Raw genomic sequence first — 24,438 nt, forward strand, 5'->3', positions numbered from 1 at the left:
ATTTCTAAAAAGCATCACTGAGTAGCTTTAAAATGCGAATACCGCATAAAGTCTCTGGACAATAACGAATAACTGACAGTTTTAGAAGTTGTTTCGTTGATTTTATTGCAATTTGAGATAAGAATTTTTAGTTGTTAATACTAAGTGAGTGCGTATTGATAATTACTTGCGGAGTTATGCACTGAATAAAACCTTTGCTTTGGGGTTATATGCTTTGTGCGGGGTTGTTCAAATGAGAGAGACGGATAAAATCTGAGATTTAAAGGTTACAAAAAAGCCAGTGCGATCACTGGCTTCCCATTTTCATAAAGGTTTAATGAAACTTAAACGCGCTTCTTGAACTCATGAGTACGTGTATCAATTTCAATAAAATCACCCGTTTTAACGAAATCAGCAACAGTAAGGGTGAAGTCAGTACCTAAAAGAGTTGCAGGCTTCATGACTTTACCTGAAGTGTCACCACGAGCCGATGGCTCAGTGTAACCTACTTCACGAGCAACTGTTGTTGGTAGCTCAACAGAGATGGCTTTACCTTCATAGAAGGTAACCTGGACGATATCTTCCATACCGTCAACGATATAGTTAAGTGCATCACCAACGTTTTCAGCTTCAACATCATAAGGGTTGTACTCTTCATCCATAAATACATACATAGGATCGGCATAGTAAGAGTAAGTACAATCTAGGCGCTCAAGAATGATATCTTCAACTTTATCTTCTGCTTTAAAGGCGGTTTCTGTGCCACTGCCAGTAAGTAGGTTTTTTATTTTCATTTTTACGACAGAAGAGCCGCGCCCAGACATGTGATAGTCGGTCTTTAGTACCACCATAGGATCTTTACCTATCATGATGACGTTACCTACGCGTATCTCTTGAGCTGTTTTCATTATCTATTCCTATTCTTTAGTTCAATATTTTAGTTGAACCGAGTGCCAACAAATTTGAATGGCGAGAATCTTAGCCTTTTTTGACAAATTGCACTAGTCGAGTTGCTAAATCTGCGTCATTAATTGCTTCTACCGGCCATTTTGTTGCATGCGAAGTCAGTTGTGGGTATTTAAGATGCAGTTTTTGCCACTGCGCAGCAACGGTTTGATTGTCTTGCTGATTGAAGCCAATATTAAGCTGTTGCCATGCATGACTCGTTTCATTATCCAAAGAGCGGCTATACCGAGTAAAGAAGGCCTTTAATTTATCTAAATGCGCATCATTTTCTTGTGGATAAATATGCCAGATAAAGGGGCGCTTGGCCCATTGAGCACGCAAGAAAGAGTCTTCACCGCGAACAATATTAAAATCACAACTCCAAAGCAGTTGATCGTAGCTGACTTGATCAGTCATTGGCAGGATATGTAGCGATAAACTGCCTAAGGTCACACAATCGCCTGGTTGCAGCAAAGCGTTAGAAAATAGTGGCTGAATACTCGTTAGACTTTTTCCTTGGGGAACTAACGCATGGACTGGCGTTGTAGATTGACTCCATAATTCACAGAGCGTTGTTAATGCACTTGTCTCATAGCTAAATACACTAATTAATGTATCGCTTTCATTTACCCCTTCAATAGATAATTTTTGTAATAAGGCTGCTCGATGAGCTTTATCTGCCTGCCATTGAGTGACTTGGTCTAATAAGCCTGTTTCGCAGATCAGTCCGCCAGAGTGCTTGGAAAAACCAGGAAAGTAGAAATGTTTGGCTATGCCATTGCTTTGCAATGAGGGCAGGCCGTGACAGTCATCGACCCATGACTCTGAGCTCAAGTACTCTAAATTAATCCAGCTTGGCGGTTTATCTAAACGTTCTAGCTCACTGGTAACACTTGAAGGTAGTTCACAAGCAAACGCCTCAATGAGTACGTCACCTGCTTGCCACTTAATAACGAGCGGATTTTGCCAGTGAATAATGGTCACCCCTTGATGGGTCTGACTATCTAACGCAGGATCTAAAGCTGGTAAAATATGGGTAAAGCTATTGAGATCATCGACCCATAGGCGGACCGAGATGTTGAAGTCATTTGAAAGTTGCCTAGCTAAGCGCCACGTAACGCCTATATCCCCATAGTTATCGATAACCGTACAAAATATATCCCAGTGAGTGGAAGAACTATCAAATTTGGTCATCATATACTCAGCGGTTTAATGGTTAGAAAAAATGCCCTCAGATTGAAGACAACAAAAAAGCGGCGCTATTGCTAGTCGCCGCTTTTTCTTAGGTTAGAAGCATTAATCTTCTAATTCAGCAAGACACATCTCTTCATATATCTGCTTAACCCAAGCATCGACGCGCTCTTCAGTCAATTCAGGTTGTCTATCTTCATCAATACCTAAACCTACAAAGTGCTTCTCATCAGAGGTTAGTCCTTTAGAGGCTTCAAAATCGTAACCTTCGACTGGCCAATGACCGATAACAATGCCACCTCGGCCCTCAACAATCTCATTAACCATGCCCATAGCATCAAGGAAGTACTCAGCGTAATCTTCTTGATCACCACAACCAAAGATTGCGATTAACTTATCTTCGAAATTGATCTGTTCAAGTTCAGGGAAGAAGTCGTCCCAATCACATTGTGCTTCACCGTAATACCAGGTTGGGATACCAAAAAGAAGAAGATCATAATCTTCAATTTGTTCCTTGGTACTTTTGGCGATATCTTTCACCTCAACCATTTTCTTACCCAGTTTTTTCTGGATCATTTTGGCTACGGCTTCAGTGTTACCTGTATCGCTACCGAAAAAAAGACCTACAGTTGCCATTGTCTTTCCTTTATCTTATTCGCTGTAATGTTTTCGTTAACAAAAGCGTTAGGCGCTAACCTGCTTTTGCAATATTAATTCTATTAATTGGCTGCGGCTGATATTACTGGCCAAAGCTTTTTCATTCAAGGCGTCATACAAATCTTGTGACACCTTTAACTCTATTCGTTTTAAACCATTCGCTTTATCGCGTTGGATCTGATTACGCTTATTGATTTTTAGCTGCTGATCTCGAGGTAGTGGGTTACTACGTGGACGACCGCGACGCTTTTCAGTTGCGAATAGATCTATTGTGGTTCTGTCTGATGTTTCTTTTGCCATTGGAACTGTCTTAACCTATGCCTGAACCTTCCCAGGACATCTGAATTAACCCTTTTGCTATGAATCCGGCGCAGCCGAGAAATAAAACTAACCATACGATGTATCGACCAAACTTAGGCACTTGGCCCTGTTTTAGCACATCATGAATGGCCATACCGATAAAGAAAAAAATTGCTGCAAAGAAGAGGTTTAGCCCTAATGCTTCAATTTGTTCCATATGCTGAGATAACATCTATCGCTTCCTCAGGTTCAAAAGAGGCGCGAATATATCATAGTTGAATCCTGTCTGCTATATAGAAGAGCGAGATTTAAGGATCATTCCCTATCATGTTTATTGATAAAGTCACTCACTATTCGATTGAAAATGGTCGGTTTTTGTGCATGAAGCCAATGTCCAGCTCCCTCAATTGTTTTAGCTTGAACACGAGGAAATTGTTTGATTATAGCTTCTCGATGATCCGCAGTAACATAATCAGAATCAGCGCCTCTGATAAACAATGTGCCTTGTTTGTATTGAGCAAAGTCCGTAAGGCTAATATCGTTATACCAGCCGATTAAACTTGGGTAACAGGCTTGCAAACCATCAAGATTCATTTTCCATTTGAAGCCTGTCGCAGTACGGCTTAAATTCTTTAATAGAAATTGTGCTGTCCCCTCATCAATACCGGCACTTGTTAACGCTTGTAGTGCTTGAGTTCTGTCTTGTACTGCATCAAGGTCAATATTTTGTAGCGCATTAAAAATAAGATTATGCCGTTCATGGTAACTAACAGGTGCAATATCGGCGACAACTAAACTAGTGACTTTCTCGGGAGAAGCAAGCGCAGCGGCCATTGCAATTTTCCCCCCCATAGAGTGGCCAACAAGGTGAGCTCGCTCAATATTGTTGTCAGCCATCAGCGCTAAAATTGCTTGGCCAAGTTTTGGGTAGTCCATGGCGTCCCAATGTGGACTTAGGCCATGATTGGGGACATCTACTCGGATAACTTTATGGCTCGACTCTAAGTGTTTTGCCAAGCCTTTTAAGTTATCAAGGTTACCAAATAGGCCATGGATTAGAATTACCACAGAGCCTTCGCCTGATGAGATAAAATGCATGACAGATCCTATTGAGGTTTAAATTACCCCGATTGTGCCTGCATCTGGGTTATCTTGACAAGAATACTTGGTTATTATGAATATAGATGCTGACTTTTTAAACAAACAATAGCTGTTTTAAAGTTCAAATCACGATCTGGTTAATTTTTACTTCGAAGGCTCTTTATTCCTTGCAGCGAGTTGACATACACTTGCTATAGATCGTTGAAGATTAACTTAAACATAATAGATGAAGTGTTTACTTCTGTTCAAATCGAGCAGTTATTCAACAAAATTTCACTTAAGGAAGACTAAGGTCATGAAATATATTGAGGTCGATGAAGAGCTATATCGCCATATTGCAGGAAAAACTGAGCAAATTGGTGAAAGTGCTTCAGATATTCTACGCCGTTTACTAGGGCTAGATGTCGAATCTGTAAATCATGACACGCCTGAAACTATCAGTCATCCTGGTATGGAGGCGGTGACTGCACCTGCTGAAGTCGTAGAAACCCCGCCACAGATAAATACAGACTTTACTGAGTGTATCGATAAAGAGGAGCTGGCAGCCCAAAAGGGTGCTGTTGGACGCTTCCTGTTTATTCTTGAGGCTGTGTACCGTGCTGCTCCCGACCAGTTTTCTCAAGTTCTTCAAATTCAGGGAAGAGACCGCCTCTACTTTGCGACATCTAAAGATTCACTGCTAAAAGCAAGTAAATCAGCGAATCCTAAAGAGATTGGTCAAAGTGGCTTCTGGGTAACGACGAATAACAACACAGCTAAGAAACGCAATATCTTAACTGAAGTGCTGCAGCAATACGGCACAGTAGAAGCACAAATTGAAGCGATCACGAATAATCTGTAATAACTATGTCGCACAATGCACATTAAAATAGCTGAAGTCATTGCTGAATGAATTCAGCTTTTTTATTTGTCGCTATGGTTAAAGAACACGTTTGGTTAAGGAGTCGAGTTTGAGTATTCATGAACGAGCAGGGCAGATCGCACAGCAAAAAGATCTAGTTAACATTCCCAAATTAATGAGTCATTATTTTTCAATTACCCCAGATGTTTCTATTGACGCCCAGCGTGTTTGTTTTGGTACCTCTGGCCACCGTGGAAGCTCATTGAAAACGAGTTTCAATCAACAGCACATCTTAGCAATAACCCAAGCTGTTGTTGATTATAGAGCCAGTGCAAATATTCTTGGCCCGCTATATCTTGGTATAGACACTCATGCCTTGTCTCAGGCAGCTTTTATCAGCGCCATTGAAGTGTTAGTTGCCAATAATGTGCAAGTTGTCGTACATAAAGCGGATGGCTTTACACCTACACCTGTGGTGTCTCATTCAATCATTAATGCTAACCGTTCGAGCAAACTTAATGGTGATGAACTTGCCGATGGGCTTATCGTTACTCCTTCGCATAATCCTCCACAAGATGGCGGTATTAAGTATAACCCGCCACACGGTGGCCCTGCTGAAGGTGAGATAACTCAATGGATTGAAAATAGAGCAAATCAATACTTGAAAGACCAATTAATTGGGGTCAATCGAATTGAGTTCACACAAGCGTTAACGTCGCCTTTAATTGATCAGCAAGATCTGATTACGCCATATGTTGAAGATTTGGCATCTGTTATCGATATGGAAGCAATCGCAAATGCAAATGTCCGCTTAGGAGTCGATCCACTGGGTGGCTCTGGTATTCATTACTGGGCAAAAATTGCTGCGTATTACGGTCTAGATATCACCTTGGTTAATGATAGTATCGACCCAAGTTTCAGTTTCATGCCACTAGATAAAGATGGCAAGATTCGTATGGATTGCTCATCACCTTTTGCTATGGCAGGGCTCCTTAAACAACAAGAACAGTTTGATCTTTGTGTCGGTAATGATCCTGATTACGATCGCCACGGGATCGTATGCCCAGGCTTTGGCTTAATGAATCCTAATCACTTTCTTGCGGTAGCCATTGACTATCTTGTTACCCATAGACCTGATTGGTCTGAAGCGTTAATTATCGGTAAAACCCTCGTCTCTAGCGCCATGATAGACAAAGTGTGTCAGCAGCATGGAAAAACTATGAGCGAAGTCCCTGTTGGCTTTAAATGGTTTGTAGAGGGGTTAGGTAACGCAACACTGGCTTTTGGTGGTGAAGAGAGTGCTGGCGCAGCTTTTTTACGTAGAGATGGTAGTACTTGGTGTACCGACAAAGACGGCTTTATCCTTGCGCTATTAGCCGCTGAAATTCTTGCAGTGACAGGGAAAAGTCCATCTGAGCGATATAACGAGTTAGTGGGCTTACATGGTGAGAGTTTCTACCAGCGAGTCGATAGCCCAGTGGAAGCCAGTAAAAAAGCGAAGTTTGCAGGTATCCTTAAAACGTCAGTTAATATTAATACCTTAGGTACTGAGCAGTTAGCCGGTGAAAAGATAGTAACCGTGCTGACGAAGGCCCCAGGTAATGGGGCTGAGATTGGTGGTATCAAAGTTGTTACTGAAAATGCTTGGTTTGCAGCACGTCCATCAGGTACTGAAGCCTTGTTTAAAATCTATGGTGAGAGCTTTATCAGTCAAGAGCACTTAGAGCAAGTGATTGCTGAAGCACAAGCGATTATTGATGGTTTACTAAGTTAAAAGCTGTCCTAGATAGAAGTGCCTAGTCGCTAGGTCTCGGCACTTCTATTAAAAGATCTGTTATTAAAAAGAGATATGACAGCTTGGGAGGTTATTCTTTTCAAGGTAGTTCTGATGATACTCTTCAGCAAGGTTGAAGGTAAGGGCCGGTACTATCTCTGTTACTATTTGCCTTTCCCCCCATTTAGCGCTTTTGATTAACGCGAGTTTTGATTGCTCTGCAATGTGTTTCTGCTGTTTATCATGGAAGAAGATAGCGCTGCGATATTGGGAACCAATATCACCACCTTGTCGGTTTAATGTCGTCGGGTTATGGTTCTGCCAAAATACGTTTAATAGTGCTTCAAAAGAAACTTGGGTTTCATCATATTCAACTTCAACAACCTCTGCGTGACCTGTGTGGCCAGCTTTTACCTCTGCATAAGTATTACATGCATCGTTTCCACCCATATAGCCGCAACGAGTATGTTTAACCCCTGAGATTTCATTAAAAAAATATTCTACGCCCCAAAAGCAGCCAGCGCCAAACGTTGCAATTGCCATATCAACCTCATTACTGCACTAAATCAAAAATCAAAAATCAATAATCAAACAAAATGCTAACCAGAGATAAAACAGAAATACAACCGTCTGGATGGCTAGACGTCTTGAGTGTGTCTTTTCTGCTAATGATTTGCAAGGCCTAATTCATCATTAAGTAAAGATAATATTTGATGAGCTGATAAATAGCTGACGTGGGGTTATACCAATCAGTATAAGAAAGTGATCTACTCAGAACTATTTTTGGCAAACTAATTCGAGGCGAATAAATGATGCAATGGTGATCCCTTGTGAAGTTATTCAACGAAGAAATAGGCAGCCAAAAAAGCTCCCAAGGGGCGAGTCTTAGCGGTTCTGATGCGGTGTTAACGAATTTGAACGTAGAGCAACTAAGCCCTTCATTCGCTGCCTTGCCTCAGAAGCGCTAAACTCTCGCTGAGCGATCACATCTTTATACTGATTGGTATTAAGTGTTATTATTCTAAGCAATAGATTTTTCATATAAAAATAAATGGATCTTACCTACTGTGAGTGACTTATAGACTGCAGTTCTGGGTAAGGCGATTAAGGAGAATTTTGTGTTACAAGCACTAACTGACTCACAAGACTTTTTGAAGTTCACATTAGATAACCCGCAACATTTTGAGGGCGGCGAGCGTTTTACCATAGGTGAACATACAGACGTAGAAGTGTGGGACACAGGTGTGATTGTTTTTGAACCTAAAAGCATCACAGCGGCCTCTGCTGAACATAAAGATATCGTACTTTCATGTGCTGTTCATGGTAATGAAACCGCACCTATTGAGCTCTGCAATGAATTAGTCAAGGCGCTATTACAAGAAAAGATTATTGCTAAACAAAGAGTGCTATTTTTATTTGGTAACCCGCCAGCAATCATTAACGGAACGCGCTTTATTGAGGAAAATCTCAACCGTTTGTTTAATGGTGCACATTCTGCGGGCGAAGGTCTCGTCAACCCCGAGCGCATAAGAGCGAAGAAGCTCGAGCACTATGTTGATCAGTTCTTTGCTGCATCGAACTCTCCAAAGCAGCGTATTCATTACGATTTACATACGGCGATACGTGCATCAAAACATGAGAAGTTTGCCATTTACCCATTCCGTCCTGGTAGAAAATACAGTAGTGAGCAGATCATGTTCCTGGAAGCTTGTGGCATAGACACCATACTGTTTCATCATGAACCAACTACAACATTTAGCTATTACTCTTCAAAAAACTATCAGGCTGATGCTTTTACCATTGAGCTGGGTAAAGTGTTGCCTTTTGGTCAGAATGATATGACGCGGTTTATAGCACTTAAAGAGATGTTAAATCGCTTAATCACTGACAGCCCTCTAGATCTAGGTGAATTTGATGAAACCAAAGTGAATCTTTATCAGGTTTGCCGCGCGATTAATAAAGGGGTTGAAGATTTTGAGTTCACCTTTGCAAATGATGTCGAAAATTTTACTGCTTTCCCTAAAGGTTACATCCTAGCAAAAGAGGGGGGGACGGCAATTAAAGTTGAGCATGACGTTGAAGCGATCGTTTTTCCAAATGCAAAGGTCCCTGTGGGGCAAAGAACCGTTTTATGTTTAAAGCCTGCGAGCACCGACAATATTGGCTAGTTAGTAAGGGCGTCGACTATGTTGTAAAGCTAAACATACGCATGCACCAAGTGTTAGTTTTTATTCAAGCTAATGCAATGGTTGCTTGCAAGTTTACGTTAACGTAATGTCTTTCCCGCGTATTACAACAAATGCTGATCCGCTCAACAGAGCGATCAATACAGAACAAAGCACTCAGCTGATAAGAGAATATTATGAGCAACGCAACAAGCGATAATGAGACTGTCCATCGCGTCAGTTTTCTCGACAGGGATTCAGTGAATATCCCTATTTTAAAAGTATTGCAAGCCGACGGTACTGTGTACGACAAAGCCGTACTGCCAGCTATTGATGAAGCGTTAGCTCATCGCATTTATGATACATGCGTATTTACGCGTGTTTTAGACGAACGTATGCTCGGCGCACAAAGGCAAGGGCGTATCAGTTTTTATATGACCTGTACTGGTGAAGAAGCCTCTATTATTGGCAGTACAGCATCATTAGATGATGAAGATGTCATTTTAGCTCAGTATCGCGAGCATGCAGCTATTCGTTACCGTGGTTTTACTACTGAACAGTTTATGAATCAGTTGTTCAGTAATGAAAAAGATCTTGGTAAAGGTCGACAGATGCCAATCCATTACGGCAGTGCAGCGTTAAATTATCAAACAATTTCATCGCCGTTAGCGACGCAGATCCCACAAGCAACGGGCGTTGGTTACAGTTTTAAGATGCAAGGTAAGCGCAATGTTGCCATCTGTTATTTTGGCGAAGGCGCAGCATCAGAAGGAGATTTTCACGCTGGCTTAAATATGGCCGCAGTGCTTAACTCTCCAACCATCTTTTTTTGTAGAAACAATGGCTATGCCATCTCAACACCCACTACAGAGCAGTTTTCTGGTAATGGTATTGCTAGTCGTGGCCCTGGCTACGGTATGCACACAATACGCGTTGATGGTAACGACATGTTGGCAGTGCTTGCAGCCACTCAACAGGCTCGCGCTTATGCGGTAGAAAATAATGCGCCTGTATTAATAGAAGCGATGACCTATCGCCTTGGCGCACACTCATCATCTGATGACCCATCAGGTTACCGCTCTAAAGATGAAGAGGCTAAATGGCAGCAACATGATCCCGTTAAGCGTTTTAAACTTTGGATGATTAACAAAGGTTGGTTGACCGAAAAGCAAGATAGCGACATGTACGAAAAGTATCGAAAAGAGGTACTTGAAGAGCTGAAACTGGCTGAGAAGCGACCTATGTGTATGCTTGATACCTTAATCGAAGATGTCTACGACACACCGACGCCTCGCTTACAGCAACAATTAAAGTCGCTTAAAAAGCACCTTAAAAAATACCCGGATTCATATCCACACAGTAAAGGGAGAGTTTAAGCCGTGGCTCAGATTAATATGTTACAAGCCATCAATGATGCCCTGAGTACTGCGATGGAGACGGATGATAAAGCGGTACTTTTTGGTGAAGATGTTGGCCATTTTGGTGGTGTGTTCCGTGCAACTTCTGGTTTACAGGAAAAGTTTGGTAGAGAGCGCTGTTTTAACTCTCCATTGACCGAGCAAGGTATTGCAGGTTTTGCTAACGGGTTAGCTTCAAACGGTATGACTGCAATTGCTGAAATTCAGTTTGCTGATTATATCTTCCCAGCTATCGATCAAATCGTTAATGAGACTGCAAAATTTAGATACCGTAGTGGTAATGAGTTTAATGTTGGTGGTGTTACATTCAGAACCCCATATGGCGGGGGCATAGCTGGCGGTCATTATCATTCTCAATCACCAGAAGCGTATTTCACTCAAACCGCTGGGTTAAAAGTGGTTGTGCCTCGTAACGCCTATCAAGCTAAAGGGCTATTACTTGCCTCTATTCGTGATAATAACCCTGTTATCTTCTTCGAGCCTAAACGCTTGTATCGAGCGAATGTCGGAGAAGTGCCTGATGAAGAATATGAGATTGAACTTGGCAAAGCCGAGATCGTGCGAGAGGGTAAAGATATTAGCTTACTCGCTTGGGGCGCGCAGATGGAGATCATAGAAGCTGCTGCTGATATGGCTGCAAAGAAAGGCATATCATGTGAAATCATAGACCTGAGAACCTTAGCACCTTGGGATGTTGAAACCGTTGCTGCTTCTGTGAAAAAGACAGGGCGATTATTAATTAATCATGAAGCACCACTCACTGGAGGTTTTGCTGGCGAGATAGCTGCAACCATCCAAGAAGAGTGTTTCTTACACCTAGAATCACCTATCGCTCGGGTTTGTGGTCTAGACACACCATATCCTCTTATCCATGAAAAAGAGTACATGCCTGACGCGCTTAAGACTTTTGAAGCGATAAAAGCTACAGTAAATTTTTAGGAGCCAGGCATGATTAAAGATTTTATTCTTCCCGATATTGGTGAAGGGGTTGTTGAATGTGAGTTGGTTGAATGGCTGGTAAACGAAGGTGATATTGTCACCGAAGACCAACCGATTGCCGATGTCATGACCGATAAAGCATTAGTGCAAATTCCTGCGCCTCATGGTGGAGTTATCAAGAAACTTCACTATGCAAAAGGTGAGATTGCCAAGGTACATGCTCCGTTGTACTCTGTTGAAATTAATGGCTCTGAGCAAGTTGTAAGTGAAGGGGATATTTCAGTTGATACACCTGAAGAGCAACATGAGCATAGTTTCAGTGAAAATATTTCACTGCCATTAAATAGCGATATATCAGTTGAGACAGCTGGATTGTCTGTTCAAATAGAAGAGTTCTTATTGCCCGATATTGGGGAAGGCATTGTTGAGTGTGAGCTTGTCGAGTGGCTAGTTAATGAGGGGGATATTGTCGTAGAAGATCAACCCATTGCTGATGTTATGACCGACAAAGCTCTGGTACAAATCCCTGCGATTAAATCGGGAAAAATTGCAAAGCTTCACTACCGTAAAGGGCAACTTGCAAAGGTACACGAGCCGTTATTTTCCGTTGAAGTGGCATCTGAAACAGCTGTTGAGTTAGAGTCTCAAGTTACACAAAGCATACCTAAGCAGGCGACTGATAGCGGTATCAGTGAGCCAGTTGCTCAAGGTAAAGCACTTGCAAGTCCCGCTGTCAGGCGCTTAGCCAGAAGTTTAGATATCAATATCGCTTCTGTCACGGGTACTGGTAAAAATGGTCGTGTATATAAAGAAGACATTGAGCGTCATCATTCAAGTCATCTAGCACAAGGTTCAACCTATGTATCTTCAGAGGATACTCGCAGTGATAAGGTGAGTACCGATACAAGTTATGTCGTAGATCAAACGACGAGTAATGTTAGTAATCGGGTCGAGCCGATACGTGGCGTACAAGCGGTCATGGCTAAAATGATGAGTGAATCAGTATCGACTATTCCTCACTTTACCTATTGTGAAGAGATAGATCTGACAGAGCTTGTTCAGTTACGTGAAGGAATGAAGAAGAAATACTCTACAGATGAGCTTAAGCTCACTATGATGCCTTTCTTTATGAAGTCCTTATCGTTAGCAATCAAAGCATTCCCTGTAATAAATAGCCAAGTGAATAGTGATTGTACTGAGCTAACTTACTTCGCTAACCACAACATAGGTATGGCTGTTGATTCTAAAGTCGGTTTACTTGTACCGAATGTGAAAGATGTACAAAACAAATCTATTTTAGAGATTGCAACTGAGATCACTAGACTAACATCTGCAGCTCGTAGCGGCCGTGTTAACCCAAATGATCTGAAGCAAGGCACTGTGACTATCTCTAATATTGGTGCATTAGGCGGCACAGTTGCCACACCTATTATCAATAAGCCAGAGGTTGCCATTGTAGCCTTAGGTAAATTACAGGTATTGCCTCGCTTTAACGCAAATGGTGAGGTTGAAGCGCGTAAGATTATGCAGGTAAGTTGGTCAGGCGATCACCGTGTTATCGATGGTGGCACAATTGCTAGGTTCTGTAACTTATGGAAGCAGTACTTAGAGCAGCCACAAGAGATGTTACTGGCAATGCAGTGATATCACTCAGTGCCTATCGTTAAAAAAAGAGCGCATATGCGCTCTTTTTTATGGTCTATAGCTCATTTTTAGTTAATTTTTCAATCATATTTACGTATAATCCCGCTAATAAAATCCTCTTTGGTTGTAACGATGAGTCAGTCAGTACCACAAATTGATGCTATTCAATATCCTTTTCCGCCTAAACCACTGCCTTTGACAGAGATTGAGCGTGCACGTTATAAGTCACGTATCAAGCAACTCCTTAAAGACAAAGATGCTGTGCTTGTAGCCCATTACTATACAGATCCAGAGATCCAAGCTTTGGCTGAAGAGACTGGCGGTTGTGTATCTGACTCCCTTGAAATGGCAAGGTTTGGTCGCGATCACCCAGCAAAAACACTTATTGTGGCTGGTGTTAAGTTTATGGGGGAGACCTCAAAAATCTTAAGTCCTGAAAAAACAGTACTAATGCCTGCTTTAGATGCAACTTGCTCTCTTGATGTGGGATGCCCGATAGATAAGTTCAGTGAATTTTGTGATGCGCACCCTGATCATACCGTTGTGGTTTATGCCAATACGTCAGCAGCAGTTAAAGCCAGAGCTGATTGGGTTGTTACATCAAGTATTGCACTTGAGATTGTCGAACATCTTGATAGTGAAGATAAGAAGATTATCTGGGGACCTGATCGTCATTTAGGTAGCTATATCGCCAAAGAAACCGGTGCTGAAATGTTGATGTGGCAAGGGGAGTGTATTGTTCATGATGAGTTTAAAGCTAAGGCTTTACGTGAGCTCAAGCTACAACATCCTACTGCAGCAATTCTAGTACACCCTGAATCACCAGCGAGTGTTGTAGAGTTAGCCGATGCTGTTGGCTCTACCAGTCAGTTAATTAATGCTGCTAAGCAGATGGATAATGACAAATTTATCGTCGCGACCGATAAAGGTATCTTTTATAAGATGCAACAAGCGGCTCCTGATAAGATCTTGATAGAAGCACCTACTGGTGGGAATGGTGCAACATGTCGAAGCTGTGCACATTGTCCCTGGATGGCAATGAATGGACTTCAAGCTATCGAGCAAGCGCTAACAACTCAAGATAGCAGTCTTCATGAGATTTTTGTAGATGATGAATTAAGAGAGGGCGCCTTGATCCCACTCGATAGAATGCTCAATTTTGCTGCTGAGCTAAAAATGCAAGTAAAAGGTAATGCATAAGAGCACACATAGGCATTTTCGGATAAATAGATACTCATAATTACTATGGCTAGCTCATAAAAAAGTATTAAAGTTTGACCAATGTCTCGCTAAATTTGATGTAGAATAAAAAAGCCCTCAATTTGAGGGCTTTTTATTACATTAAGTATTAGTAAACTTAGGTTTATAAACTACACTCTTGCCATATTGTCATTATCCGTTTGATCAAGGAGATCATTTATGAATATTCGATGGATCGAAAATCTAACAATTAGAAACAAACTACTGATTGTTATTCTCCCTCCCATTTTTGGCTGCATCTTTTTTGGGCTTTCTATCGTTTATAACCAGTTTCAACTAAGCCAAAATCTTCGTGGCGTACTAACACTTAGTGAGCTGGCAAGTGTAAATAGTGCACTGGTTCATGAGCTCCAAAAAGAGCGTGGAATGAGCGCTGGTTTTATTAGTTCCCAAGGGCAAGCATTTATTAATGCATTACCAGCGCAGAAGCGAAAGACGGATAGCGCTATCGCCAGCTTTAATCGTTTTGTGGCTAACAAGGAGCTACCGAGCACCTTTGATAGTCAACTTCAACGCGTGGTCACAGCTTTCAATCAGATAAGTCAAATTAGGGACAGGGTGTCAGGGCTGAATATCTCAGTAGCTGAAGAGGTCGCCTTTTATACTGAGCTTAATGCCTCGCTGCTTTCTATCGTTGATCAAACTGCATTAGAGGGAGCGAGCCAGCCAATTGCCATCAAAGCCGCTTCATTTAGTGCTTTTTTACAAATGAAAGAACGTGCTGGTATCGAGCGGGCAGTGTTAAGTTCAACATTTGGCCAACAACAACTTAATGCTAAACGCTTTATCAAGTTTGTGACTTTAGTATCTGAACAAAATAGCTATCAAGAACGATTTATAGCACTCGCAACTGGACTGGTGAAACGTGATTATCAAGCATTGCTTAACAATCAAGCCTCTGCAGATGTTAATAGGTTAAGGGATATTGCGTTTAGTCAAAACCTATCACAAATATCACAACAGAATCCTGAAGCTTGGTTTGAAATATCAACGAGTCGAATAGAGTTACTTAGCCAGTTTGAACAGCGACTCGCTAATAACTTGTTAGGTGATACGCAGCGAGAGCTGTCAGCATCAAATTCACTCATGTATAGCATTATCTTGTTGATGCTTATATCTGGCACTTTAGTCTTTAGTGTTTCAATCATAATTGGTCGTTATATGCATAACAGCGTGCGCAGTATGCACAGGACAGTAATGCAGGCCCAGCAGAATTTTGATTTGAGTCTACGTGTTAACGAGAAGGCAAGTGATGAGCTTGGCCAGCTTGGGTGCGCATTTAACCAGATGATGCAAGATTTTGAGCAAGTGATCTATCGTGTCCGTGATAACAGTACGAGTGTATTAAACGCATCTCAAAAGATGGATAGCTGCGCCACGGTCATGCAAAAAGATGTTGCTATCGGATACAGCGAATCTGAGCAAGTGGCTTCAGCAATGACTGAAATGAGTGCCACAGTGCAAGAGATTGCGCAAAATGCAGTTAGTGCATCTGAAGCGTCAACAGCGGCGAATGTCGAAGCGAAAGAGGGCAGCCGCGAGGTAAGAAAGACTGGCAATAGTATAAAACTTCTTTCACAAGAAATTGGCTCAGCCTCTCAAGCTATTGATGAATTAGACAATGATATACAAGGTATTGTTAGCGTACTTGAGGTGATTAGAGGTATTGCTGAACAAACAAACCTGCTTGCGCTTAATGCCGCTATTGAAGCTGCTAGAGCGGGGGAGATGGGACGTGGATTTGCTGTCGTTGCTGATGAAGTAAGAAGTCTTGCCCAACGAGCACAGTCTTCAACTGAAGATATACGTACTATGACTGAGCGTTTGCAATCAGGAGCCAAAATTGCTGTCAGTGCAATTGAGAAAGGGAGAAGCCAAGCTGAGCTTAGTGTTAAAGAGTCTCAACGTGCTGGTGAAGAATTAGATAGAATCGTCGAAGAGGTGGGGGTTATAGATAGCATGAATGAGCAGATTGCAGCTGCCACCCATGAGCAATCAACAGTCTCTGAAGAGGTGAATCAGAATGCCCTTAGGATCAGCGAAACGTACCAAAACACACAAGGTGTGGCGAATGAATTGAGCGAGCTTAATGAGGCGCTACTTACTAATGCAAATGCTATGGCTAATGAGGTAAGTAAATTTAAGCTAAGTTAATAGGACTCAGAACAAATTAGTTACCCGTTCAACATAAAGCTAAACTCGTGTTTAATGATTTAGCTTTATGTTGATTTAGCCATAGTCGCCAATACCTTACAATCATGTTTTTTAACATTAATCAATTACGCTTTTCTCTCATTCAAGTCTCAATACATCGCTGAGAACTCTCGAGTGGTATCAGGTCACACTTAGTTAAACCAGCTTTGCCATATCTTTTTTAATCACACAGAATCCAGCGACTTAACACGAGCAAGGTAAACTAGTTATATGGCATTTAGGTTTTTTCGCTCTTTTGGAGGGCGCTGGCTGCGTTTTAACGTATCTAAACGCGGAGTTTCATGCAGCATAGGTAAAAAAGGTTTAGCCACAACGACGATTAATAGCGTAGGTAAGTTAACCACAAATATTAATGCACCAGTGCAAGGCCTTAGCTACCGAACTGAGTCCGATCTTAAAAATAAGAACTTGACGAGTAAACAGCAAAGTCAGTGTGCTCAACGGCCTTTTGGTACTCACAAGTATAACCGTCGAGAGTTAGAAGCACTTCATGTTGCTGCAGTTAACCGTATAGCAGAGCTAGAGGCCAAATTGACTGGTGAGCATTGATTTGATTGCTACGAATCTGACGCATCAGGAAGAAATACTTAGATGCAATCATCAGAATTAAAAGTGTTTTGACTAGATGATGTTAAATGTACAAACTACAGACAAAAAAATAGCGACTTTTAAAGTCGCTATTTTTTTAGAATTTGGCGGTGAGGGAGGGATTCGAACCCTCGGATAGTTTAACCCATCACACACTTTCCAGGCGTGCTCCTTCAGCCACTCAGACACCTCACCAGATTGTTTATTCATTTTTCGTGCGAATACAACACGATGGTTTGTGAACTAGTTAGCGTCGGCAGAAGAATCACGCTGTGCGTGCTTATATAACTGCGACAGCCACTCAGACACTTTAACCAGATTGTTTATTCATTTTACGTGCGAATAAAACACTATTGTTAAAGACTATTTAAAAGCAGGCTGAAATGCTTTTGCCTTTAACGGAGCCGTACTTTACGCAATCGATGATTAATGGTCAAGGGATAAAAGTGTCAATTCAAGTGTTTGCGTGTTTGGTAAACAATTTAAACACTTAATTTACGTTAAAGAGAGCGGAAACAACTCTATAGTATCAGGTCTCTTCTACACTTATTCTAAGCTAAGAGGCAATAGTTAAGGTCAAGGCTATGAAGGAGTTCAGTCTACGAAGAATATATCGTTTTACTAAAATGATGAGTTACCTACTCATGTTTTTGACCATGATAGCGTGTCGGGTTTGCAGCGCTAATGAAAGTCTTCAAGTGATCAGAACCATAGCACCTCAGTCTGAAAATGACACTTCACATCAGTACTTTATTAATATCATTCAACTTGCAATAGACAAATCTACTGAGAAATATGGTGAGGCCCAGTTAGTTCTCAGTCCCTATCCGATGACTCAAGCTAGATGGTTCCGCTTACTTGAAGATAGTACTTATTTAGACATTATCTGGTCTGGTGCCAATAAAGAGAGGCAAGATAGCTATCTAGAGATCCCCATCGATCTGCTCGGTGGGATTTTAGGGGTTAGAGCACTGATTATTCGTAAGGAAGACAGGTTGAAATTTAAAGCCATTAAAAGCTTGCAGAAACTTAAAACACTGACAGCCTGTCAAGCTGAGCATTGGCCCGATGCTAGTATACTCAAAGATGCTGGGCTGACTTTGCTTACAGTAAATAAGTTTGATACCAATTTTATTATGCTCACTAAGGGACAATGCGATTATTTTCCTCGTGGGATCCATGAAGGTTACAGTGAAATAGAGAGGTATCATGTTTTACTGGGAGATAACTTAACTTTGTTTGATGACTTTTTAATTGTTTACCCTTTTAATATGTTGTTCTTTGTGGATAAGGGCAATCCACTCCTCGCTAAGCGTATTGAGCATGGCTTGAAAATGGCAATAGGTGATGGGTCCTTCGTCAAAATGTTGCAACAAGACCCTATTACTTCGCACCTTTTCCCGCTCGAACGTTGGGCTGAGACACAAATATTTCAACTTGATAATCAGGTTCAGCACACGCGCAGTAATCCTGAATACACCTGGTTATTACGACAGTTTCCTTTTTACGAAAGATTAGATTTCAACATTAATCAATAAGGTAAAAACACTGAGTGAAATTTCTATTTATTATTGAAAGCGCTTTGAGCCGTTATCTCATTAATTTTGACGCATATACTAGCGTTAACATTAGATAGCGACTCATTATGATCGTAAAATACTCGTTTAGCGCAATGCTCTAAAGTAGTGAACTAAAACAACGGACTAAAGTAATGGGCTAAACAGGTAAAAGAATTGCTCTGTGACACGTTTATACACAGGTCTTTTACGCCACTTATTTACATCAATAACCCACGCGTTTGCCATATAGTCTTGTTGTAACTTGGTCAGTTTTTGTGTGAATGATGGGTCGTCTACAGCAAGGGTAAGTTCAAAGTTGAGCCATAAGCTACGCATATCCAAATTGACTGTACCAATTAAGCTAAAGGCTTCATCAATAACAACAGACTTGGTATGTAACAAGCCACCTTCAAATCGATGAATCTTAACTCCAGCCTCTAATAACTCGCTAAAAAAGGACCTACTGGCCCATTCAACCATTAACGAATCATTTTTGTTAGGAATAATAATATTGACACATACTCCCCGGTGAGCAGCTGCGATCAGTGCCACTTGAAGGTTTTCGCTTGGTACAAAGTAAGGGGTTGTGATAACAATCTTATGCTTGGCTTGATACAGGCTTTGTAGCAGTACTTCATGAATTATCTCTTCTGGCATGCCAGGTCCTGATGGTATCACTTGTACTAGGTCTAATTTTTCATCAATTGAGTGCGGTTTACAGATAGGGGGCATAGGTAGCTGACGGTGATTGGTTTCAACCTCCCAATCCCAAGATTGAATTGCGTTGAGTAATGGCACGCTGCTACCCTGTATTCTCACCACGACATCTATCCACTCGCCGACACCTGAATTGGTTTTAAAACAGCTAGGATCGACCAGATTCATGGAGCCTGTATAAGCAGTTTCATTGTCTATTATGACAATTTTTCTATGCATTCTAAGATCCATACGCCTAAAAAGAACTCGAAACGGTGAGACTTTTAAGGCTCTTGCAAGCTCTATACCGGCACTTTTTAGTTTTTCAGGCCATTGGCTTCTAAAAAATTGAAAGCTTCCTGCAGCATCTAGCAGTAACCTGACTTCAACACCTCTTTCTGCAGCCCTTATAAGTGCTAAGGCTACCTCATCAGCAATACCGCCAGGGTGCCAGATATAAAACTCAAGATAGACATTCTCTGAAGCGCCATCAATATCTTTGATGATAGAGTTAAGTATGTCATGAGGGGATGATTTTAATGTGAGTTCATTGTCGGCAAGTGCAGGGATGCCTAAATGGTTCTCACAGAGTTTTCCGACGGTTTGAGCATATTCACTGAGCATAGATGGTTGATATTGGCGAAGCGTGAAAAGGTGCGAAAACCAATCAGCGTAAGGTTGGTACATCTCTTTCGCTCTTAGAGCCCGCGTACGACCAATATTTTGCTCACCAAAGAGTAGGTAAGCAATAATACCGACAACTGGAATGACATAGATAACCATGATCCAAGCAAATGATACACCTATGGAGCGTCTTCTTATAACGACTCTTGCGGTGATCCCTATGATGATAACCCAGTAAAGCAGTACACTCAGTAGTGTGATGAGTTGGTAAACTTGATCCATGTATCTTGCCCGTTGAGGTTATTGATCCCAGACTAAAAAGGTTCAGTGTTTGGGTGACTGGCTATTTTGCATCAAGCATTCATTTAAATCTGTTTATTTAGTCAAGATTACCCATTTAACCATCATTTTTTTAAAGATAAGCGTGTGATTAACAAATTCTTCAAAGTGCCATGCTGCTTTGCGTTATGATATTGAACACTTAGTTTCTTTTTATACATAATTTTAATATGCAAATGGTTTTCATTAATCGCCGTGTCACTGCTCTGCTATTTGCCTTTGTTGCTCTGTTGATCCTATCTTTAGCGTTATGGGCGAATGACGAGCCTAAGGTGATGACAGATTTAAATAACAGTGTATTTAACTTCCAGTGTGAAGCACATCAAGCTATCGGCTCTTTAGATAATCAGGGGCAACTAAGTGTATCCGTTTGGAACATTTATAAGCAACAACGAGAGGGGTGGGAGGAGCAGTTATCAGCGTTAAATAACGCAAGTCAGTTAGTATTACTGCAAGAAGCGAGTTTGACCCCAGAGTTAAAAAGGTACATTCAACATGCGCCACTTCAAGTTGCTATGGCTCAAGCATTTACCTTATGGGATACAGTGTATGGTGTCATGAACCTATCTAAGGTCTCCGCATCACATGTTTGTGCCTATACCGCTAATGAGCCACTAATTCGTTTTGCAAAGTCAGGAACTTTGGCTTTTTATCCACTATCAAATGATACGAGCTTATTGGTCGTAAACCTACACGGGATAAATTTTGAATGGAATCTCACTCACTATAAGAGTCAACTAGAGGTTTTGGCTGCTGAGTTAACTAATCATAATGGTCCGATAATTCTTGCTGGTGATTTCAATACCTGGAGAGAGGAAAGGATGAAGTTGGTTATGCAGTTTGCTCAAAGGTTTAGCCTTATTGAAGCTAACTATAACGTTGATCATAGGCAGACAGTATTCGGCTATCCGTTGGATCATCTTTTTTACCGTGGGCTAGTACTCGAAAGTGCTGAATCACAACCTACCCAATCTTCAGATCACAACCCGATCACCGCCCACTTTGTCTTAGCTGAAAAATAATAGATTTCATGATACTCAGTTTTGGGTTGTAGGGGATGTTTTCGTGTCTGTGATAATGCCGGATGATGACCAAGAGTAATCGACTTGAGGAGGTTAATCATAGGTTTCAAATCTACATGCTTCAGTGTGAGCGTTAAACTGATTAAGAAAGTCAGGGTAGCTCTGTAGGAAAATTTTACCGAAATAAACCCCTAAAGGTTTGCTAATATTAGGTACGACTTTGAATTGAGACATAGATAAGTGCGCTCTATTAACCGCATCAGAAAACAGCAGCTTGTTTTCCATAATTCCATCAATCTTTCCAGCCTGTAAAAGCTTGATTAACTCCTCCACACGGGTTGTTTCATAAATAACTTTAAAATCATTTCTCTTTAACCAAAAAGTGGTGTTTGCGTGTTTACGACTACCAAATTTAGCGTCTTGTTTAATCGCCTGTTTGTCGAGTGATATTGTGGTGTCTTTAAGTAGGTAAAAATTCCACTGCTGCTCTATAAAAGTGTTGGAGTGGACAGCATAACTGTCTCGGGTGCTGTTTTGAGATGCAGAAAAGAAACCATCATACTTCCCTTGTGCAACGCCATTTTGAGCGCGTCCCCAAGGGAGAAATATCACACGGTAGTCCTGGTTTAATCGTTTCATGACACAAGATAATGCATTGATAGCAAAGCCTGACTGTATACGGTTGGATTCAAATTGATAAGGCGGCCATTGTTGAGTGGTAATGGTGATCTCTTTGTGTACTTCTCTAGCCTGAGCGTGCCCGACGATGAGTAATAAAACAATGAGTCTCAGCAAGAGTGCACCCCAGCTTATGTTAAGCCTGTTTGAGACAACTTGGGGAGCGCCGTGAGTGCATCGCTTTATCATATTCAGAGGTAACCTGACTTAAATTGCTAGTTTAACTGCTAGTTGTAATTCTAGTTTAGGTGAACACCTTGTCAAAAGCTGGCCGTCGCCGAGTATTAGGCAAGGTTCGCTATTTTCGAAGATGCCACAATAAAATAAATACGAATTAAACAGAAAAGCTGTGATATTTCATATGAAACAAGTTTATGCTTACAGATCTATTTGTATCTTTACCTACTCTAACCACTAGCGGGCCCCATTGCATGTCACTGAGCAGCAACACACGAGCATTAACTCTTCTACAATCACATTTTGGTTTCCAGCAATTCAGAGAAGGGCAAGAGCAAGTGATCTCAGCTATCTTAGCTGGTCATAGCGCAGCAGCAATATTTCCCACTGGGTCAGGAAAATCCCTCTGTTATCAGTTACCAGCAACAGTGATGCCTCATTTGACTTTAGTGGTGTCGCCCTTGCTAGCACTGATGCAAGATCAACTAGCATATCTAGCCCAAAGAGGCATTCGCGCGGCAAGTATAGATTCTACACAGAGCCGTGAGCAGGCTAACGAGGTAATGAAAGGGATAAGAGGTGGCCAGATTAAGGTACTCATGATCTCTGTTGAACGTCTCAATAATGAACGGTTCAGACAATTTATAAGTGAAGTGCCTATTTCGTTACTGGTTGTCGATGAAGCGCATTGTATTTCTGAGTGGGGTCATAATTTCAGACCCGATTACCTCAAATTGCCGAAATATCAACACGAATTGAAAATACCGCAAACATTGCTGTTAACCGCAACTGCTACGCCTAAAGTTATTACGGATATGGGCAGTAAATTTGGTATTGATGAGGCTAATGTAACAATGACCGGTTTCTACCGGCCAAACTTGCACCTTGGTGTTATTGGCGTGAAAAGTGTTGATAAGGTTGAACGTTTATCCTTGTGGTTACAATCACGCTTAAATCAATCAGGTATTATCTATGTAACCTTACAACAAACAGCAGAGCAGGTAGCAGAGCAGCTGTCTCGGCGTGGGATTTCGGCTAAGGCATATCATGCGGGGATGTCTGCAGAAGTACGTACGAGTATTCAGCAATCATTTATGGCTGGCAAACAACAGATAATCGTTGCAACTATCGCTTTCGGTATGGGGATAGATAAAAGTGATATTCGATTTGTCGTACATTACGATCTCCCTAAATCTATTGAAAACTATGCGCAGGAAATTGGCCGTGCAGGGCGGGATGGTGGGCAGTCAGACTGCTTAGTATTAGCCAATGGCGATAATCTTAATACGCTTGAAAACTTTGTCTATGGCGACACCCCAGAGTCGTCTGACATCGCTACTGTACTTAATGAGATCCGCGCTGTTTATCAAGCTCAAAGTAAGCCAGCACAGTTTGGTAAAAATAAAGAGTGGGAAGTGGTACTAAATAGCCTCTCTTCTCAATCAAATATTCGCCCTTTATCATTAAAAACCTTACTCGTTTACCTTGAATTACTCAAAGTGATTAAACCCACTTATAGCTATTTTGCTGAGTATAAATTTAAACTACTTAACAGTGAAAGCGAGATTATGGCAGCTTTTAATGCTGAACGTAGCGATTTTATACGCGCTATTTTTAACAGTTCTGATAAAGCTAAAATTTGGTCTACTGTTAATTTTGATAAACTTAATCAAGTCTATGCTAGTGATCGTCAACGCGTGCTTAAGGCAATAAATTATTTAGATGAGAAGGGCATGATTGAGTTACAAAGCAAGCAGATGACACAAGTTTATGAGGTATTAGGCACTGAAATTGATGTGAATGCCTTGCAATCATCTCTGTTTGAGCGTTTTAGAAATAAAGAGCAAAGTGAAGTGGCCCGTATTAATCACCTTGTTGCATTCTTTACCTCAAATCATTGTCTGAGTCAGCAGCTTGCACATTATTTTGCCGATACAGATATGCAGCAGCCTTGTGGTACATGTAGTGTCTGTCTTGGTGACCAAGCCATACTTCCCCCACAGGCCTATTTACAGCCTTTAGATGCGCTAAATTTTACAGAGTTAACCCGTGATGCCAGTAATAAGTTGGGTAATAGGAACTCAGCGGTATTGTTAGCACGTTTTCTGTGCGGGTTAACCACGCCTATTTTCACCCGGCTCAAAATGAGAAGCTGTCATGGCTTTAGTCGTTTGGAACATTATCGCTTTGCTGATGTTCTACAGTGGGTTGAGCACCATAGTCATTACAGTGATGATTAGATTAGCGTACAAGCTTAATGATTTTTGTAAACTTCTATTACAAAATAGTAGCTTAAGCTGATCTTTTTACTCATTCATGTTTAACTG

The 24,438-nt window shown here is 41.3% G+C and carries 21 protein-coding genes and 1 tRNA gene; 12 read left to right on the plus strand and 10 right to left on the minus strand.

The window, feature by feature from the left end; translation table 11 throughout:
• Positions 1-323: 323 nt before the first annotated feature.
• From efp to BM736_RS09765, 6 genes are all read right to left on the minus strand, one after another.
• Complete coding sequence (efp, locus tag BM736_RS09740; RefSeq protein WP_076411360.1) at positions 324-887, minus strand: elongation factor P; 564 nt, start codon at positions 885-887, stop codon at positions 324-326.
• A gap of 70 nt (positions 888-957) precedes the next feature.
• Positions 958-2,118, minus strand: coding sequence for an elongation factor P maturation arginine rhamnosyltransferase EarP (gene earP / locus BM736_RS09745; protein ID WP_076411363.1), 1,161 nt, complete (start codon positions 2,116-2,118; stop codon positions 958-960).
• A 102-nt stretch (positions 2,119-2,220) separates the two neighbouring features.
• Positions 2,221-2,751, minus strand: coding sequence for a flavodoxin FldA (gene fldA / locus BM736_RS09750; protein WP_076411365.1), 531 nt, complete (start codon positions 2,749-2,751; stop codon positions 2,221-2,223).
• 48 nt (positions 2,752-2,799) lie between these two features.
• A complete protein-coding gene (gene ybfE, locus BM736_RS09755) occupies positions 2,800-3,072 on the minus strand; it encodes a LexA regulated protein (protein ID WP_076411368.1) in 273 nt (90 codons plus the stop codon).
• A gap of 10 nt (positions 3,073-3,082) precedes the next feature.
• Positions 3,083-3,304, minus strand: a complete 222-nt coding sequence (locus tag BM736_RS09760) for a DUF2788 domain-containing protein (protein ID WP_076411371.1) — start codon at positions 3,302-3,304, stop codon at positions 3,083-3,085.
• An 83-nt stretch (positions 3,305-3,387) separates the two neighbouring features.
• The gene (locus BM736_RS09765; RefSeq protein WP_076411374.1) at positions 3,388-4,170 is read right to left on the minus strand and encodes an alpha/beta fold hydrolase; all 783 of its coding nucleotides are present in this window, start codon (positions 4,168-4,170) and stop codon (positions 3,388-3,390) included.
• Between the two features lie 298 nt (positions 4,171-4,468).
• Between BM736_RS09765 and seqA the strand changes: the two genes are divergently transcribed.
• Complete coding sequence (seqA, locus tag BM736_RS09770; protein ID WP_076411377.1) at positions 4,469-5,014, plus strand: replication initiation negative regulator SeqA; 546 nt, start codon at positions 4,469-4,471, stop codon at positions 5,012-5,014.
• A gap of 109 nt (positions 5,015-5,123) precedes the next feature.
• Entirely contained in the window at positions 5,124-6,788 is a 1,665-nt protein-coding gene (gene pgm / locus BM736_RS09775; protein WP_076411380.1) for a phosphoglucomutase (alpha-D-glucose-1,6-bisphosphate-dependent), read from the plus strand.
• A gap of 63 nt (positions 6,789-6,851) precedes the next feature.
• On the opposite strand, the gene msrA is transcribed toward pgm, so the two are convergent.
• Positions 6,852-7,331 (minus strand): peptide-methionine (S)-S-oxide reductase MsrA, encoded by a 480-nt coding sequence (gene msrA / locus BM736_RS09780; RefSeq protein WP_076411383.1) that lies wholly within the window; start codon positions 7,329-7,331, stop codon positions 6,852-6,854.
• 575 nt (positions 7,332-7,906) lie between these two features.
• On the opposite strand from msrA, the gene astE reads away from it, so the two are divergent.
• From astE to BM736_RS09820, 7 genes are all read left to right on the plus strand, one after another.
• Entirely contained in the window at positions 7,907-8,956 is a 1,050-nt protein-coding gene (gene astE, locus BM736_RS09790; protein ID WP_076411386.1) for a succinylglutamate desuccinylase, read from the plus strand.
• Positions 8,957-9,150: 194 nt separating this feature from the next.
• Positions 9,151-10,329, plus strand: a complete 1,179-nt coding sequence (locus tag BM736_RS09795) for a thiamine pyrophosphate-dependent dehydrogenase E1 component subunit alpha (RefSeq protein ID WP_076411389.1) — start codon at positions 9,151-9,153, stop codon at positions 10,327-10,329.
• A 3-nt stretch (positions 10,330-10,332) separates the two neighbouring features.
• The gene (locus tag BM736_RS09800) at positions 10,333-11,310 is read left to right on the plus strand and encodes an alpha-ketoacid dehydrogenase subunit beta (RefSeq protein ID WP_076411392.1); all 978 of its coding nucleotides are present in this window, start codon (positions 10,333-10,335) and stop codon (positions 11,308-11,310) included.
• A 9-nt stretch (positions 11,311-11,319) separates the two neighbouring features.
• Positions 11,320-12,954: a dihydrolipoyllysine-residue acetyltransferase gene (locus BM736_RS09805; RefSeq protein ID WP_076411395.1), complete on the plus strand. Its 1,635-nt coding sequence runs from the start codon at positions 11,320-11,322 to the stop codon at positions 12,952-12,954.
• 132 nt (positions 12,955-13,086) lie between these two features.
• Positions 13,087-14,154, plus strand: coding sequence for a quinolinate synthase NadA (nadA, locus tag BM736_RS09810; protein ID WP_076411397.1), 1,068 nt, complete (start codon positions 13,087-13,089; stop codon positions 14,152-14,154).
• A 219-nt stretch (positions 14,155-14,373) separates the two neighbouring features.
• The gene (locus BM736_RS09815) at positions 14,374-16,368 is read left to right on the plus strand and encodes a methyl-accepting chemotaxis protein (protein ID WP_076411400.1); all 1,995 of its coding nucleotides are present in this window, start codon (positions 14,374-14,376) and stop codon (positions 16,366-16,368) included.
• A 270-nt stretch (positions 16,369-16,638) separates the two neighbouring features.
• On the plus strand, positions 16,639-16,977 hold the full coding sequence (locus tag BM736_RS09820) for a DUF4236 domain-containing protein (RefSeq protein WP_076411402.1): 339 nt from the start codon (positions 16,639-16,641) through the stop codon (positions 16,975-16,977).
• A gap of 144 nt (positions 16,978-17,121) precedes the next feature.
• On the opposite strand, the gene BM736_RS09825 is transcribed toward BM736_RS09820, so the two are convergent.
• A tRNA-Ser gene (locus BM736_RS09825) sits at positions 17,122-17,211 on the minus strand.
• Positions 17,212-17,600: 389 nt separating this feature from the next.
• Here BM736_RS09825 and BM736_RS09830 point away from each other — a divergent pair.
• Positions 17,601-18,554: a hypothetical protein gene (locus BM736_RS09830; RefSeq protein ID WP_143562374.1), complete on the plus strand. Its 954-nt coding sequence runs from the start codon at positions 17,601-17,603 to the stop codon at positions 18,552-18,554.
• A 165-nt stretch (positions 18,555-18,719) separates the two neighbouring features.
• Here the strand turns inward: BM736_RS09830 and cls are convergent, their stop codons facing one another.
• Entirely contained in the window at positions 18,720-20,177 is a 1,458-nt protein-coding gene (gene cls, locus BM736_RS09835; protein ID WP_076411406.1) for a cardiolipin synthase, read from the minus strand.
• A gap of 227 nt (positions 20,178-20,404) precedes the next feature.
• Here cls and BM736_RS09840 point away from each other — a divergent pair, with 227 nt between their 5' ends.
• A complete protein-coding gene (locus tag BM736_RS09840; RefSeq protein ID WP_076411408.1) occupies positions 20,405-21,256 on the plus strand; it encodes an endonuclease/exonuclease/phosphatase family protein in 852 nt (283 codons plus the stop codon).
• Positions 21,257-21,349: 93 nt separating this feature from the next.
• Here the strand turns inward: BM736_RS09840 and BM736_RS09845 are convergent, their stop codons facing one another.
• Positions 21,350-22,051 carry an ABC transporter substrate-binding protein gene (locus BM736_RS09845; protein ID WP_179079035.1) on the minus strand — a complete coding sequence of 234 codons (702 nt, stop codon included), beginning with the start codon at positions 22,049-22,051 and terminating at the stop codon, positions 21,350-21,352.
• A 314-nt stretch (positions 22,052-22,365) separates the two neighbouring features.
• Between BM736_RS09845 and BM736_RS09850 the strand changes: the two genes are divergently transcribed.
• Positions 22,366-24,351 carry an ATP-dependent DNA helicase RecQ gene (locus BM736_RS09850; protein WP_076411774.1) on the plus strand — a complete coding sequence of 662 codons (1,986 nt, stop codon included), beginning with the start codon at positions 22,366-22,368 and terminating at the stop codon, positions 24,349-24,351.
• Positions 24,352-24,438 lie beyond the last annotated feature (87 nt).

Origin of the sequence: Shewanella sp. UCD-KL12 (assembly GCF_001957125.1) — a bacterium.
Classification (GTDB): domain Bacteria; phylum Pseudomonadota; class Gammaproteobacteria; order Enterobacterales; family Shewanellaceae; genus Shewanella.

Coding starts and splice junctions, on each gene's coding strand:
- efp (WP_076411360.1), bottom strand. CDS start 887: ATGAAAACAGCTCAAGAGATACGCGTAGGTAACGTCATCATGATAGGT.
- earP (WP_076411363.1), bottom strand. CDS start 2,118: ATGACCAAATTTGATAGTTCTTCCACTCACTGGGATATATTTTGTACG.
- fldA (WP_076411365.1), bottom strand. CDS start 2,751: ATGGCAACTGTAGGTCTTTTTTTCGGTAGCGATACAGGTAACACTGAA.
- ybfE (WP_076411368.1), bottom strand. CDS start 3,072: ATGGCAAAAGAAACATCAGACAGAACCACAATAGATCTATTCGCAACT.
- BM736_RS09760 (WP_076411371.1), bottom strand. CDS start 3,304: ATGTTATCTCAGCATATGGAACAAATTGAAGCATTAGGGCTAAACCTC.
- BM736_RS09765 (WP_076411374.1), bottom strand. CDS start 4,170: ATGCATTTTATCTCATCAGGCGAAGGCTCTGTGGTAATTCTAATCCAT.
- seqA (WP_076411377.1), top strand. CDS start 4,469: ATGAAATATATTGAGGTCGATGAAGAGCTATATCGCCATATTGCAGGA.
- msrA (WP_076411383.1), bottom strand. CDS start 7,331: ATGGCAATTGCAACGTTTGGCGCTGGCTGCTTTTGGGGCGTAGAATAT.
- BM736_RS09795 (WP_076411389.1), top strand. CDS start 9,151: ATGAGCAACGCAACAAGCGATAATGAGACTGTCCATCGCGTCAGTTTT.
- BM736_RS09805 (WP_076411395.1), top strand. CDS start 11,320: ATGATTAAAGATTTTATTCTTCCCGATATTGGTGAAGGGGTTGTTGAA.
- nadA (WP_076411397.1), top strand. CDS start 13,087: ATGAGTCAGTCAGTACCACAAATTGATGCTATTCAATATCCTTTTCCG.
- BM736_RS09815 (WP_076411400.1), top strand. CDS start 14,374: ATGAATATTCGATGGATCGAAAATCTAACAATTAGAAACAAACTACTG.
- BM736_RS09820 (WP_076411402.1), top strand. CDS start 16,639: ATGGCATTTAGGTTTTTTCGCTCTTTTGGAGGGCGCTGGCTGCGTTTT.
- BM736_RS09830 (WP_143562374.1), top strand. CDS start 17,601: ATGAAGGAGTTCAGTCTACGAAGAATATATCGTTTTACTAAAATGATG.
- cls (WP_076411406.1), bottom strand. CDS start 20,177: ATGGATCAAGTTTACCAACTCATCACACTACTGAGTGTACTGCTTTAC.
- BM736_RS09840 (WP_076411408.1), top strand. CDS start 20,405: ATGCAAATGGTTTTCATTAATCGCCGTGTCACTGCTCTGCTATTTGCC.
- BM736_RS09850 (WP_076411774.1), top strand. CDS start 22,366: ATGTCACTGAGCAGCAACACACGAGCATTAACTCTTCTACAATCACAT.